Here is a 14,218-nt window from a genome sequence, read left to right as displayed (position 1 = left end):
GTCCTTGCGCCCATGTCTGAGCCTGTGCCCGATCCCGTCGAACTCGTCCGGCTTGAAAACGGGGCCGCGCAGGGCGTCGTTTCGGGCGATGTCGTGGCCTTCAAGGGCCTGCCCTATGCTGCGCCGCCGGTGGGCGAGCGGCGCTGGCGTCCCCCGGCTCCGGCCCCGGACTGGGACGGCGTACGGGACGCCACGGACTATGGCGCCCTCTGCATCCAGCCGCCCGCCAACGGCGATCCCGGCGTGGGCCCCCTGCCGATGAGTGAGGACTGCCTGACGCTCAATGTCTGGGCCCCGGTCGAGCGGGATGGGCCTCTGCCGATCATGGTCTGGATCCACGGTGGCGGCTACAACAACGGCTCGGGTACGGCGGCCCTCTATGACGGCAGTGCGCTGGCCCGGCGTGAGGTCGTCGTGGTGACGATCAACTACCGCCTCGGCCGTCTGGGCTTCTTCGATCATCCGGCGCTAGCTGCGGATCGTCCAGCGGATGAGCCCGCCGGCAACTATGGCGTCATGGACCAGATCGCGGCGCTGGAATGGGTGCGTGGCAATATCGCGGCCCTCGGCGGCGACCCCGGGAATGTGACGATCTTCGGCGAGTCCGCAGGCGGCGTGGCCGTCACCCAGCTGATGGTCGCCCCCTCGGCACGCGGCCTGTTCCACAAGGCCATCGTCCAGTCCGGCCTGGGCCGTCAGCGATCCGCCGAACTGGCGCTGGACCGCCCGGGCAGGCCCTCGGCCCAATCGCTGGGTGTGGCCTTTGCCCGCAGCGCCGGCCTGCCCGCCGATGCCGATGCGGCACAGCTCCGCGCCGTACCTGCGGAAGTCCTGCTCAGCCCCATGCCGGCCTTCTATTCGGACAATCTGATCGTCGACGGCATCATCCTGCCCGAGGATGTGGTCGAGGCCTTTGCCGCCGGGCGTCAGGCTCCCGTGCCCCTGATCCTTGGCACCAACAGCGCCGAGTTCTGGTGGATCCGTCCTGTTGACGCGGGTGCCTACGGCCGCACCGACGACGCTCTGACCGAGGTCGAGCACGACGCCCTGCTGGCGGCCTATGGCGGTCCCGACAGCTATGACGCCCATATCGTCAGCGACCTGATCTTCAACGAGCCCGCCCGCCATCTGACGCGCCTGCACGCGGCGGCCGGGTATCCGACCTTCCTCTACCGTTTCGATGTCGTGCCGGAGTCCAACCCCGAGCCCAGCGGCGGCGCGACCCACGCTTCCGAGCGCCCGTATGTCTTTGATACGCTCGACACCGTCGGTCGGCCTCTGGGCCAGCGCGATCAGGACGCCGCCGATGCCATGGCCGGCTACTGGACCCGCTTCGCACGGGCCGGTGATCCGAACGCCCCGACAGCGGCTATATGGCCCGATGTCCGGGCGGCGCCGGACCGGCTGCTGGAGTTCACCAATGACGGGCCGGTCGCCCGGCCGATGCCCCATGCGGAGCGCCTGGATCTGATCGAATCCTTCTATGCTCGGGTGCGTCCCGGGGGATAGAGAGCCGCCCATCGGGCCGCGCTCCCGTGACATTTTGGACTGAACTGTGGCGCGCCAGTGCCAGCACGTCGGCCGTTCGAGGCGGCTACGGCCCGGCCCCCGACAGCGGATCGGCATACGAAAAATATCAGGATATACAGCGTTAACGACGTTATTCGGTGCCGAACATCGCCGTGTGTGAGAGCAGGGGCAGGGAGGTGTGGCCCCACGGCCCCGTGGCCCTGTGCCCAAATCGGGGCACTTGCGCGGCTCATGACTCGTGTGTCATGTAACCGATTACACGATTTGACCGACGAACCTCGCCAAGGGGTCGGCACGGCTGGATTGTCCAGGGAGCCTGCACACGTGACCTTTCATCGATGTCCTTCGCCAGTCTGCGAGGCCGGAAAATGAAACCGGCTACAATTCGCGATGTGGCGCGTCATGCCCAGGTTTCGGTGGCCTCTGTTTCGCGCGCCCTGAACGGCTCGGACACCGTCACCGAGGAAACCCGCAAGCGAATTCTCGAGTCGGCCGAGGCCCTGCAGTATGTGCCCCACAGCGGCGCCCGCAGCCTGTCGACCAGCAAGACCAATACACTCGGCATCATCCTGCCCGACCTGTACGGCGAGTTCTTCTCGGAACTGATCCGGGGCATGGATCTGGCCGCGCGCGAGCACGGTTATCACCTGATCGTCTCCAGCTCCCATGACGACGCAGACGGCGCCGCCGCCGCGATCCGCTCGATGCGCGGACGCGTGGACGGCCTGTTCGTCCTGTCGCCCCAGATCGACTCGGCCAATCTGGCCACCGCCATGGCCGGCCGCCTGCCGGTGGTGCTCATGCACGGCGGCGCCGCGGAAAGCGCCCTTCCGTCGATCGTGGTCGACAACAACGGCGGCGCGCGCGCGGCGGTGAACCACCTGCTGGCCGGCGGCTGCCGCGACATCGCTCACATCGCCGGTCCGGCCGGAAACCTTGAGGCCGAGGCCCGCCTGGCCGGCTATCTCGAGGCCATGGCCGAAGCAGGGCTTGAGCCGCATGTGGTCGAGGGCGACTTCAACCAGGGCTCCGGCCATGCCTCTGCCCAAGCGCTGATGGCGGCCCCGCGCCGCTTCGACGGTGTGTTCTGCGGCAATGACATGATGGCCATCGGGGCCCTTCTGGCCTTCCAGGAGGCCGGCGTTCGCTGCCCCGAGGATGTGGCCGTGGTCGGCTTCGACGATGTGCCGATCGCCGCCCTCGTCAGGCCCGGCCTGACCACCCTCAGAATTCGTATTGCCGAAACCGGACGCCGCGCCCTGCAGCGTCTGGTCGGTCAGATCGAGGCCGCGCAGGCCGGACGTGAGGCGACCCAGTCGTCCTCCGCCTGCGAGGTCGTTCGGCCTGAACTCGTGATCCGAACGTCCACCCGGGCGTCGGTCTCAACCACACGCGCGGCGGACGGGCGGCCGTCGGGCGTGACAGCTTCCGCTCAGGGGGAAAACCAGGATGGCTAAAATGAACATTCGATATCTGGGGGCGGCCTCCGCCCTCGCCATGGCCGTGTCGCTGGGCATGGCTGGAATGGCCACGGCCCAAGTGGCGACGTCCACCGTCCGGGGTGAAGTGACCGACAGCGGTGTCGGCGAAGCCGGCGCCACGGTCGTGGCCCGCGACGTGGCCTCGGGGTTCACCTCGCGGACCACCGCCAATGCCAACGGCGGCTACGTCCTGTCGGGCCTGCGCCCCGGCACCTATGAGATCACCGTCACGACCGCCGAGGGTGAAACCGCCAGCGACGTCGTCACCATCGGCGTCGGCCAGGTCGGTGACCTGGACCTGGACGTCAGCGGCACGGTCGTCGCGGGCGTCCCCGGCGGCACGAGCGTCGATGACATCGTGGTCGTCGGCCGCCGTCTGCCCGAGGTCCGGACCCCGGAAATCGCGACCAACGTCACGACCCAGCAGATCGAGACCCTGCCGCAGATCAACCGCAACTTCCTGAACTTCGCCGCCCTGGCCCCCGGTGTCCGGGTCTCGGTGAATGAGCAGGAACAGACCATCACCGCTGGTGGCCAACGCGCGGAATCGGTCAACGCCTTCATCGACGGCGCCAGCCTCAAGTCGAACGTCATCGCCGGTGGCATCATCGGTCAGGACGACAGCCGCGGGAACCCGTTCCCCCAGGCCGGCATCCAGGAGTTCCGGGTCATCAGCCAGAACTTCAAGGCCGAGTATGAGCAGGCCTCCTCGGCTATCATCACGGCCGTGACCCGCTCGGGCACCAATGAGTTCGAGGGCGAGATCTTCGGGTCCTACCGCGACCAGAGCATGATCGAGCAGGACGTCTTCGCGCAACGTCGCGGGGATGAAAAGGCCGATCTCAGCGTCGAGCAGTGGGGCGTTGCCTTCGGGGGCCCGATCATTCGCGATCGTCTCCACTTCTTCGGCACCTATGAGCGCAAGGAAGAAAACCGCGCGGCCGTGGTCAACCTGGGCCGTCAGGATCCGCGCTTCCAGACCCAGTTCGGCCAATACATCGGCACCTTCGCGGCGCCGTTCGAGGAAGACCTCTTCTTCGGCAAGCTCAGCTGGCAGCCGCGCGAAGGTCACCTCGTCGACTGGTCGGTCACCTATCGCGACGAGTTCGACATCCGCGATTTCGGCGGGGCCAATGCCTATGAGCGGGCAACCAACCTCAGCCAGCAGACCCTGACCAGCAACCTGCGCTGGCAGTGGCAGGGTAATGGCTTCCTGAATGAACTCGCCGTCGACTACCGGGACTACAACTACGCCCCCGGCGCCCTGAACTTCAGCGACGCCGGCGAAAGCTATCGCCTGTTCGAAAACGACACCAATCCGGGTATGCCGGGATTCCAGCCCGACTATTTCGGCGGGGCCACGATCCTCAACCTGGGCGGCCGTGACAGTGCCCAGGACATCCACGACCGCGCCTTCACCATCCGCAACGATCTGACATTCGACCAGCTGGAAATGAACGGCTTCCACACCGTCAAGATCGGCGGCAAGATATCGATGCAGAATTATGAGGTCCTGAAGCAGTTTGGTCGCAACCCGCAGTTCTACTACGACGTGGACGGCCGTCCGGAACTGAGCGGCTCGACCACGGTTCCGTACCGCGTCGAACTGGGCCGGTCTTTCCCGAACGTCGACCTCGATAACACGGTCATCGGCCTGTACGTTCAGGACGACTGGCGGATCACCGATCAGCTCGAGATCAACCTCGGCCTCCGCTGGGACTATGAATCGAACGCCGGCAACAAGGACTATGTCACCCCCGCCAGCGTCATCGCGGGTCTGGACCAGTGGATCGCTTCCACGGACGGCGGCAAGCCCGCCGGCTATGCCCCCAGCTGGTTCAATCGCGACGACTACATCTCGACCGGTGACAACCGCGACCCGTTCATGGGCGCCTTCCAGCCCCGGATCGGCTTCTCGTATGATGTGTTCGGAGACCGCGCGACGGTAATCTTCGGTGGGGCCGGTCGCTACTACGACCGGATCAACTTCAACTTCTCGTACGACGAGATCGTCAAGCCGAACGACATCCGCCAGAACGTCTTCTTCAGCACCACGGGCGGGCCGCTGGGCGTGGCGTCCGGCTCGGCCGGTGACCCGATCCTGTGGCAGGAGTCCTATCGTACGGCCGCCGGTCTGGATCCGGTCTTCGCCACCATCGCCGGGCGGGGTGAGGCCTTCCTGCTCCAGAACGAGTGGGAACCGCCGCGCACCGATCAGTTCAACCTGGGTGTCCGTCAACGCTTCGGCGACTGGCAGACCGAGTTCACCCTGGCCTATGGCAAGACCGAAAACGAGTTCACCTGGCAGTATCTGAACCGCTGCCGCGAACCTACGTTCGGCAACGACGGTGGTGGCTTCGGCGACAACGGTGGCTTCTGCTCGCCGAGCGGCTCGAACCCGTACCGGACCTACCTGGTCTCGGACCACAACAAGGAGCGCGAGTTCACCGCCCTCTACGTCAAGCTGGACAAGCCCTACACGCGGGAATCCGGCTGGGGCATGAACGTGGCCTACACCTGGTCGGAATCGACCCAGAACGGTGGCAACGATGCCTTCTGCTTCGACTGCTTCAGCGTCGAGACCTCGCCGACCCGGCCTTCGGCCAATGATGAAGAGCACCGCATCGTCGCCAACGGCATCGTCGATCTGCCGTGGGACTTCCAGCTGTCGGGTATACTGACGCTGGGATCGGGCACGCCGTTCAACGTGTTCGACGGCACCGGTTCGCGCTTCTATTTCCGCCCGTATGGCGGCGAGCCTGAGAAGTACAGCTTCATCATTCCGAACGCCTTTGCGTACCGGAATCTGGACCTGCGCCTGACCAAGGACATCGGCCTGCCGAACGGTTCGGAACTGTCGGTCTATCTGGACGCGATCAACGTCTTCAACTTCGACAACTACAACGGCTTCGATGGCGGAACCGGTTCGGCAACGAACCCGAACCCGAACTTCGGACAGCCGTCGTCGGTTCTGTTCCCGACGCGGACGTTCCAGATCGGCGCTCGCTACAAGTTCTGATCTCCTGAGCCTGGGGCCGCCTCTCACCGTGCGTGGGGGGCGGCCCCTCTTTTTTGTGTTTTCGGGTTTGGCCCGACAGTCGCGTAAGGTGTGATCATGGATCGCAGACGGTTTCTTCTGGCTTCGGTGGCGGGTGCGGGTCTTGTGGGGCTTGCTGCCTGCGGACGTGGTCAGAGCGACGCCCCTGGGGCTCCGGTCACCCTCGATGCCGATGTCGAGGAACTGCAAAAGCGCACCTTTGACTGGTTCCGCCATGTCACCGACCCGCGCACCGGCCTGACGCCGGATCGCTGGCCCACCCCGTCCTTCTCGTCGGTCGCCGCCGTCGGGTTTGCCCTGGCCTGCTGGCCGGTCGGCGTCGAACGCGGCTGGATGACGCGCGAGGAGGCCCGCGACATCACCCTGACCACCATCCGCTTCTTCCACGATGCGCCCCAGGGGCCCGAGGCGACCGGCGTGACCGGCTACAAGGGCTTCTTCTACCACTTCCTCGACATGGACACCGGCCACCGCTTCGGCACGACCGAGCTGTCGACGGTCGACACCGCCCTGCTGCTGGGCGGCATGCTGTTCGCGGCCCGCTATTTCGACGGCGACGACGCCGGCGAGACCGAAATCCGTGAAAAGGCCCAGGCTATCTACGACCGGGTCGAGTGGGACTGGGCCGTCGCCCGCCCCAACCTTATCTCCATGGGCTGGCACCCCGAGACGGGCCACATCCCCTATGACTGGCACGTCTATAACGAGGGCATGATCGTCCTGCTGATGGCGATGGGCAGCGAGACCCATCCGGTGTCACCCGACGTCTGGACCGAATGGTGCTCCGCTTACGGCGACAGCTGGACCGACGCATACGGCTCGCCTCACCTGCATTTCGCGCCGATGTTCGGCCACCAGTACAGCCATATGTTCATCGACTTCCGCGGCATCCGCGACGCCTGGATGCGCGAGAAATCGGCCGAGATCGGCGACTTCGACTATTTCGAGAACAGCGTCCGCGCAGCCGAAGCGCAGCAGTTCTACGCCCGCACCAACCCCATGGGCTGGGTCGGCTATGACGACGACGTCTGGGGCCTGACCGCCTGCGACGGCCCGGGTGACTTCATCCAGACGATCGACGGCCGCGAGCGCGAGTTCTTCAGCTATTCGGCGCGCGGCCCGGGCGAGCGCGACGATGGCACCATCGCACCCACCGCCGCCATGGCCTCCATGCCCTTTGCCCCCGACGCGGTGACGACCTGCCTCAAGGCCATGAGGGCCCGCTACGGCGAGGCCCTGTACACGCAATGGGGCTTCCTCGACTCCTTTAACCCGACGCTCAAGGAACGCGACGGACCGCTCCGCCACGGCCAGATCGTGCCGGACATCGGCTGGGTGAACGGTGACTATCTGGGGATCGACCAGGGCCCCATCGTCGTCATGATCGAGAACCACCGCACCAACCTGGTCTGGAACCACATGCACGGTGAGCCCAATCTGATCCGGGGCCTTCAGCGCGCCGGGTTCGAGGGCGGCTGGCTGGACCGCGCATGACACTGATCCGGCCCGACCGCAGGACGGCACTGGGCTGGCTGGCCGGATCGACGGCTGCACTTGCGACAGCGGGCTGTGGGGGACGTAGCGATGGGCGCACGCCCTTGACCTTCTGGGCCATGGGCGCCGAGGGCACCGCCGTGCCGCAGCTGGTGCCCGAGTTCGAGCGCCGCAATCCCGGCATCGCGGTCGAGGTCCAGGCCGTGCCCTGGACGGCCGCCCACCAGAAGCTGCTGACCGCCTATGCCGGCGACTCCCTTCCGGACATCAGCCAGATCGGCAACACCTGGGTGTCGGAGATGGCCGCCATCGGCGCCCTGTCGGCCACGCCCGCCTTTGCGTCCGACCTGCTGACCGACCAGTTCCCGGCCGTGCTTGAAACCAACCGCGTGGACGGTCAGGCCGTCGCCACGCCCTGGTATGTCGACACCCGCCTGCTGTTCTGCCGCACCGACATCCTGTCCCGCGCCGGCTATGACACCGTCCCCACGACCTGGGCCGAGTGGAAGGCCTCCATGCACGCCATCAAGCGCGTGGCGGGCGATGGAAATTTCGCAATCCTGCTGCCCGTCAATGAATTCGAGCAGCTTCTGACCTTCGGGCTTCAGGCGGACGAGCCCCTGCTGGCCGATCAGGCGACGCGCGGCAACTTCTCCAGCCCCGGCTTCATCGCGGCGCTGGCCTTCTACAAGAGCCTGTTCGACGAAGGGCTGGCCCCGCTGGTCTCCGCCACCCAGATCTCGAACGTCTGGACCGAGTTCCAGCGTGGCTATTTCAGTTTCTACTTCTCCGGCCCCTGGTCGATCGGCGACTTCCGCCGTCGCCTGCCGCCCGAGACCCAATGGGCCACCGCCGGCATTCCCGGTCCGACCGGCCCTGGGGCCTCGGCGCCCGGCGGCTCCTCGCTGGCCGTGTTCCGCTCCACCCGCCACCCCGAGGCCGCCTGGGCCTGGGTCCGCTATCTGCTCGAGCCCGAGACCCAGGTCCGCTTCAACCAGATCACCGGCAGCCTCCCGGCCCGCCAAAGCGCATGGGAGGCGCCCGCCTTGGCCTCCGATCCCATGATCCAGCCGTTCAAGGCCCAGCTGGCCCGCGCCGAGGCCGTGCCCAAGGCTCCGGAGTGGGAGCGGATCGTCACCGAAATGCAGATCGTCGCCGAACGTATGGTGCGCGGCGAATACACGCCCGAGACCGCCGCCGCCGAGATCGATCGCCGCGCCGACCGCCTGCTTGAAAAACGCCGCTGGATGCTGGAGCGGGGAGGGGCCTCATGACCATGCAGACCGTCACGGCCCCCGCCGCCACGCGCGAGGCGACCCGTCCCCCCCGGCGCTCGGACCACCGCAAGCGCACCCGCGCCGCCTGGGGCTTTGTCGGCCCGTCCCTGATCGCCATCGGCCTGTTCTTCGTCATTCCGATGGTCTCGGCCCTGCTGCTCAGCCTGACCGATTTCGACATCTATGCGCTGGCCGACCTCAACAACCTGCGCTTCGTCGGCCTCGACAACTACCAGAACCTGCTGGGCAATGCCCTGTTCTGGGGGGCGATGAAGAACACCGTCTGGTTCAGCGTGCTGGGCGTACCCCTGACGCTGGCCGTGTCTCTGGCCGCGGCCGTCATTCTGAACGCCCGCATGGTGCTGTGGCGGCCCATCTGGCGGGTCATGTTCTTTGCCCCCTATGTGACGACGCTGGTCGCCACGGCGGTGCTCTGGAACTATCTGCTGCACACCCGCTACGGCATCATCAACTGGGGCCTGACCTCGGTCGGCCTGCCGGCGGTCGACTGGCTGGGCCAGCCCTCGACCTCCATCCCCGCCATCCTGATGTTCGTGGTGTGGAAGACCTTCGGCTACAATATGCTGATCTTCCTGGCTGTGCTTCAGACCGTCCCGGACGAGCTGTACGAGGCCGCCCGCATCGACGGCGCCGGCCCCTGGAAACAGTTCCGCCACGTGACCCTGCCGGCCATCGCGCCGACCCTGCTGCTGGTCAGCATCATCTCGGTCGCCGCCTTCTTCCAGCTGTTCGCCGAGCCCTATGTGATGACGCAAGGGGGCCCCGCCCAGTCGACCGTGACCGTCCTCTACTTCATGTACGAGGAGGGCTTCAAATGGTGGAACCTCGGCTCTGCCTCGGCCGTCGCCTTCATCCTGTTCCTGTGCATCTTCGCCATTACCCTCGTTCAGCTGTGGGTGTCGAAGCGTCTGGGGGCGACGTCATGAAGCTCAAACCTCGCGTCATCGCGCTGAACCTCGCCGTGGGCTTCATCGCCCTGATGGTCCTTTTCCCGCTGGCCTGGATGGTCTCGGTCAGCTTCATGCAGACGGGTGAGGCCGCGACCTTCCCGCCGCCGCTGCTGCCCGACAGCTGGACGCTTGAGCACTACCGCACCTTGTTCGTCACCCAAGGCATGGGCCAGTATCTGTGGAACAGCTTTGCGCTGGCCACCATGGCCACCCTTCTGGCGCTCGGCTTCACGGTCCCGGCCGGCTACGCCTTTGCCAAGCTGAAGTTCGCGGGGCGGGACCGGCTGTTTCAACTGTTGATCGGGGCCTTGGTCATCCCGGCCCAGATCGGCACCCTGCCGCTGTTCCTGATGCTCAAGGGGATGGGGCTGGTGAACACCTATGCCGGGGCGCTGGTGCCCTGGCTGGCCTCCATCTTCGGCCTGTTCCTCGTGCGCCAGTACGCCCTGTCGATCCCCGACGAGATGCTGGAGGCCGCCCGCGTCGACGGCGCCAGCGAGGGCCAGATCTTCCGCCGCGTGGTGCTGCCGACCATGCAGCCGATCATCGTCACGCTGGGCCTGTTCGTCTTCCTCGGCAGCTGGAACGACTTCCTCTGGCCATTGATCATCCTGACAGACCAGTCAAACTACACCCTGCCGGTCGCGCTGGCCGCCATGTCGCGCGAGCACGTGCAGGACATTGAAATGATGATGGCCGGTTCGGTCATCACCGTCGCCCCCGTGCTGATCCTCTTCCTCGCGTTGCAGCGCTACTACATCCGGGGAATGCTGGCGGGCAGCGTCAAAGGCTGAGTAAGGAGTGCTCCGTATGTCCATGATCCGAAACGGCCTTCTGGCGATCACGGCCTGTCTTCTGGCTGCCATGCCCGGGCTCGCCCAGGACACCCGCGTGCTCGACGCCTTCGAGACCACCGGCGCCTGGGAAGCCGACGCCTCGACGGATGTGACGTCAACTATCCGCACCGTTCCGGGGCGGGAAGGGCAGGCGCTGCGCCTCGACTTCGATTTTAACGGCCGCGCGGGCTATGCCTTTGCCGCGCGTGAGATCGACCTCACCCTGCCCGACAACTACGAGATCAGCTTCTGGGTGCGCGGCGTCGGTCCGCTCAACACCTTCGAGGTCAAATTCACCGACGCAGAGAACGAGAACGTCTGGTGGCGCCAGATCACCCGCTATGACTTCCCCGACGACTGGACCCTGTTCACCATCAAGCGCCGTCAGGTGTCCAAGGCCTGGGGCCCGGGCGAGGACCCCTTCCTGCGTGAGGCCGCGCGGATGGAGTTCGTCGTGGTCGCGGCCGAGGGCGGGTCCGGCCATATCGAGATCGACCAGCTGACCCTGCGCGAACTGCCGCCCGAGCCATCGGTGCCGCCGCGCCCGCTGGCCACCACGACCTCCGAACTGGCGGCCTTTCCCGTCTCCAATGCCGTCGATGGCGATCCCTCGACCGTCTGGCGCAGCGAATACGGTGTGTCCCAGGGACTGACCCTCGACCTCGGCTATGAGCGCGAGTTCGGCGGCCTGGTCCTGCACTGGGAAGACGGCGGGGAGGCTGATCGCTATAGCGTTTCAACCTCCAATGACGGTCTTGAATGGACCGAAATCGCCCGCGTGGAATACGGCGATGGCGGCACCGACTGGCTGCGCACACCCGAAGCCTCGGGGCGCTATCTTCAGTTCGACCTGATGGACGGCGAGCCGACCTATGGCCTCTCGGAAATCGAGATCCGGCCGCTGGCGTTCGGCGCCTCGCAGACCGCCTTTGTGACCGCCATCGCCTCGGACTCGCGCCGTGGCCAGTATCCGCGTGGCTTCCACGGCGAACAGCCTTACTGGACCCTCGTTGGCGTCGATGGCGGCGGCGAAAGCGGCCTGATGGGCGAGGACGGCGCCATCGAGCTGCGCCGCGGCGGCCCTTCCATCGAACCCTTCATTCTGGAAGACGGCCGCCTGACCACCTGGGCCGACGTCAACATCACCCAGGGGCTGCGCGACGACGACCTGCCCATGCCCTGGGTCGAGTGGCAGGCCGACGGCCTGACGCTCAAGATCGAGGCCTTCGCCGACGGCACGCCCGAGAGCTCGCGACTGTTCGGTCGCTATCATCTGACCAACACCTCGGACCGAGCGCGTACCGTCACTCTGGCCCTGATGGCACGCCCCTATCAGGTCAACGGCCCCCGGCAGTTCCTTGCCGTCCCCGGCGGCGTCGGCCCCATCCTCCAGATCGACTGGACCGGCGGCGAGCTGGTGCTGAACGACGACACCCGCGTGCGTCCGCTGGTGATGCCCGATGCGGTTGCGGCATCCATCTTTGCGTCCGGCGCCGATCCCCATAGCCTGCTGACCCAACCCGACCGCCGCCAGCCGGTGGATGAGCGCCTGGTGGAATCCGACGACGGCCTGATGGCCGGAGCGCTGTTCTATGAAGTCACCCTCCAGCCCGGCGAAACCCGCCAGTTCGGCTGGATGCTGCCCATGGCCGGTGTCCCCGATCCGCTGCCGGTCACCGGCTCGGTCGAGGCCGCGCTGGATGCCGTCGAGAACCGCGTCGCCGCCGACTGGCGCGCGAAGATCGACCGCGTCGACCTGATCCTGCCGCCCCAGGCCCAGCAGGTTGAGGATGTGCTGAAGTCCTCGCTGGCCCACATCCTGATGTCGCGTCAGGGGCCGATCCTCCAGCCCGGTACCCGCTCCTACAACCGGTCCTGGATCCGCGACGGCGCCATGATCGCCGAAGGGCTGAATCGCCTCGGTCACGCCGACATCTCGGCCGACTATCTCCGCTGGTTCGCCCCCTATGTGTTCGACAACGGCAAGGTGCCGTGCTGCGTCGATGCCCGCGGCGCCGACCCCGTCCCCGAGAACGACAGCCACGGCGAGTTCGTCTTCCTCGCTGCCGAAGTCTATCGCTACACCGGCGACCGCGCCCTGCTGCGCGACGTCTGGCCCCAGGTCGAGGGCGCGATCGCCTATATGGATGAACTCCGCGCCGAGACTCGCACGGCCGAGTTCCAGACCCCCGACACCCGCCACCTCTACGGCCTGCTGCCCCCGACCATCAGCCACGAGGGCTATTCCGACAAACCGGCCTATTCCTACTGGGACGATTTCTGGGGTCTGGTCGGCTATCGCGACGCCGTCTTCATCGCCGATGTGCTGGGCGAGGACGCGGCCGAGGCCCGCTTCGCCGCCGGACGTGACCAGTTCAGCGCCGACATCTCGGCCGCCATCATCGCCACCGCCGCCTTCCACGACATCGACTGGATCGCGGGCGCGGCTGACAGGGGTGATTTCGACGCCACCTCGACCACCATTGGCCTGTCGCCCGGCGGCCTGATCGACGTCCTGCCGCAGGACCTGCTGCGCCGGACCTTCGACCTCTACTGGCTGAATTTCGAGGCGCGCCGCACCGGCGACTGGACTCCCCTGATGGCCGAGGACTGGGATCCCCGCCCCGACTGGCTCGACTACACCCCCTACGAACTGCGCGCGGTCGGCGCCTTCGTGCGCCTCGGCCAGCGCGACCGGGCCATCGCCGCCCTCGACTACTTCTTCGGCGACCTGCGGCCGCAGGCCTGGAACGGCTGGGCCGAGGTCGTCGGCCGTCACGAGCGCGAGCCTCGCTTCATCGGCGACATGCCCCACGCCTGGATCAGCTCTGACTATATCCGCTCGGCGCTGGATCTGTTCGTGCATGAGCGCGACCGCGACCACGCCCTGGTGCTGGCCGCCGGCATCCCGCTGGACTGGATCGAGACGGAGGAGGGGGTCGGCATCGCCAATCTGCGCACCGCCTACGGCCCCGTCAGCTGGCACCTGCGCCAGGACGGTCGCGGCTATGTGCTCGACCTAGCCACCACCGCCACGCCGCCCGGCGGCTTCGTCCTCGCCTGGCCTCCGGGCAGCGACGTCCGCACCGCCCGCATCGACGGTCGCCTCGTGGAGTGGTCCGGCGGCGAGCTGGTCCTGCCCCGCGGCACCCGCCGCGTGGAGCTGCGCTAAAACGTTTCCCCTCTCCCGGCGGGAGAGGGGGTTGGGGGTGAGGGGCTAACCGCATCCTTCGGCGTGAGCCGTCGCACCGGTCCTGCCACGGCTTGCGCCGACTGAGGCCGCTGACCCTCATCCGGCGCTCGCGCGACACCTTCTCAGGCTTCGCGCGGCCCTTCGGGTCCCACCGGGAGAAGGGTCATTGTGTCTGGCTGAGACCAGCAAATAGGATAGCCGCCGCCCGAAAGCCCACCCCTTTCAACGTCCCCACCGTTTCCCGCACCGTTCTTCCCGACCAGGTCCGGCCGCGTGCCAACATCCCCCCGTCCCGTCGCACGGAGGGCCCGTAAGGCCTGCGACCTTGTGAGCGGCGGGAGCGGATGGAGCGGGGGTGTTGGGACACCGCCGATCAAA

8 protein-coding genes are annotated in these 14,218 nt (G+C 66.8%); all 8 read left to right on the top strand.

The features are described from left to right. Positions 1-12: 12 nt before the first annotated feature. Complete coding sequence (locus B4K74_RS04570) at positions 13-1,509, top strand: carboxylesterase/lipase family protein (RefSeq protein WP_286691939.1); 1,497 nt, start codon at positions 13-15, stop codon at positions 1,507-1,509. Positions 1,510-1,898: 389 nt separating this feature from the next. Continuing rightward, complete coding sequence (locus B4K74_RS04565; RefSeq protein ID WP_286691938.1) at positions 1,899-2,987, top strand: LacI family DNA-binding transcriptional regulator; 1,089 nt, start codon at positions 1,899-1,901, stop codon at positions 2,985-2,987. A 1-nt stretch (position 2,988) separates the two neighbouring features. Then, positions 2,989-6,030, top strand: a complete 3,042-nt coding sequence (locus B4K74_RS04560) for a TonB-dependent receptor (protein WP_286691937.1) — start codon at positions 2,989-2,991, stop codon at positions 6,028-6,030. A 96-nt stretch (positions 6,031-6,126) separates the two neighbouring features. Continuing rightward, positions 6,127-7,563, top strand: a complete 1,437-nt coding sequence (locus B4K74_RS04555) for a glucoamylase family protein (protein ID WP_286691936.1) — start codon at positions 6,127-6,129, stop codon at positions 7,561-7,563. Then, positions 7,560-8,837, top strand: coding sequence for a sugar ABC transporter substrate-binding protein (locus B4K74_RS04550; protein ID WP_286691935.1), 1,278 nt, complete (start codon positions 7,560-7,562; stop codon positions 8,835-8,837). The genes B4K74_RS04555 and B4K74_RS04550 overlap by 4 nt, the downstream gene beginning before the upstream one ends. Beyond that, complete coding sequence (locus B4K74_RS04545) at positions 8,834-9,787, top strand: carbohydrate ABC transporter permease (protein WP_286691934.1); 954 nt, start codon at positions 8,834-8,836, stop codon at positions 9,785-9,787. The genes B4K74_RS04550 and B4K74_RS04545 overlap by 4 nt, the downstream gene beginning before the upstream one ends. Beyond that, complete coding sequence (locus tag B4K74_RS04540) at positions 9,784-10,605, top strand: carbohydrate ABC transporter permease (RefSeq protein ID WP_286691933.1); 822 nt, start codon at positions 9,784-9,786, stop codon at positions 10,603-10,605. Before B4K74_RS04545 ends, B4K74_RS04540 begins: the two co-directional genes overlap by 4 nt. 16 nt (positions 10,606-10,621) lie before the next feature. Beyond that, the gene (locus B4K74_RS04535; RefSeq protein WP_286691932.1) at positions 10,622-13,819 is read left to right on the top strand and encodes a discoidin domain-containing protein; all 3,198 of its coding nucleotides are present in this window, start codon (positions 10,622-10,624) and stop codon (positions 13,817-13,819) included. Positions 13,820-14,218: the final 399 nt, after the last annotated feature.

Source organism: Brevundimonas sp. UBA2503 (assembly GCF_002341485.1).
GTDB classification, from domain to species: Bacteria; Pseudomonadota; Alphaproteobacteria; order Caulobacterales; family Caulobacteraceae; genus Brevundimonas; species Brevundimonas halotolerans.
Note: the sequence above shows the minus strand (reverse complement) of the source record. Positions and strands in the feature narration are given on the sequence as shown.

Bases quoted from the DNA above. Each gene is read 5' to 3' on its own strand.
- B4K74_RS04570 (WP_286691939.1), top strand. From the start codon at position 13: ATGTCTGAGCCTGTGCCCGATCCCGTCGAACTCGTCCGGCTTGAAAAC.
- B4K74_RS04565 (WP_286691938.1), top strand. From the start codon at position 1,899: ATGAAACCGGCTACAATTCGCGATGTGGCGCGTCATGCCCAGGTTTCG.
- B4K74_RS04560 (WP_286691937.1), top strand. From the start codon at position 2,989: ATGAACATTCGATATCTGGGGGCGGCCTCCGCCCTCGCCATGGCCGTG.
- B4K74_RS04555 (WP_286691936.1), top strand. From the start codon at position 6,127: ATGGATCGCAGACGGTTTCTTCTGGCTTCGGTGGCGGGTGCGGGTCTT.
- B4K74_RS04550 (WP_286691935.1), top strand. From the start codon at position 7,560: ATGACACTGATCCGGCCCGACCGCAGGACGGCACTGGGCTGGCTGGCC.
- B4K74_RS04545 (WP_286691934.1), top strand. From the start codon at position 8,834: ATGACCATGCAGACCGTCACGGCCCCCGCCGCCACGCGCGAGGCGACC.
- B4K74_RS04540 (WP_286691933.1), top strand. From the start codon at position 9,784: ATGAAGCTCAAACCTCGCGTCATCGCGCTGAACCTCGCCGTGGGCTTC.
- B4K74_RS04535 (WP_286691932.1), top strand. From the start codon at position 10,622: ATGTCCATGATCCGAAACGGCCTTCTGGCGATCACGGCCTGTCTTCTG.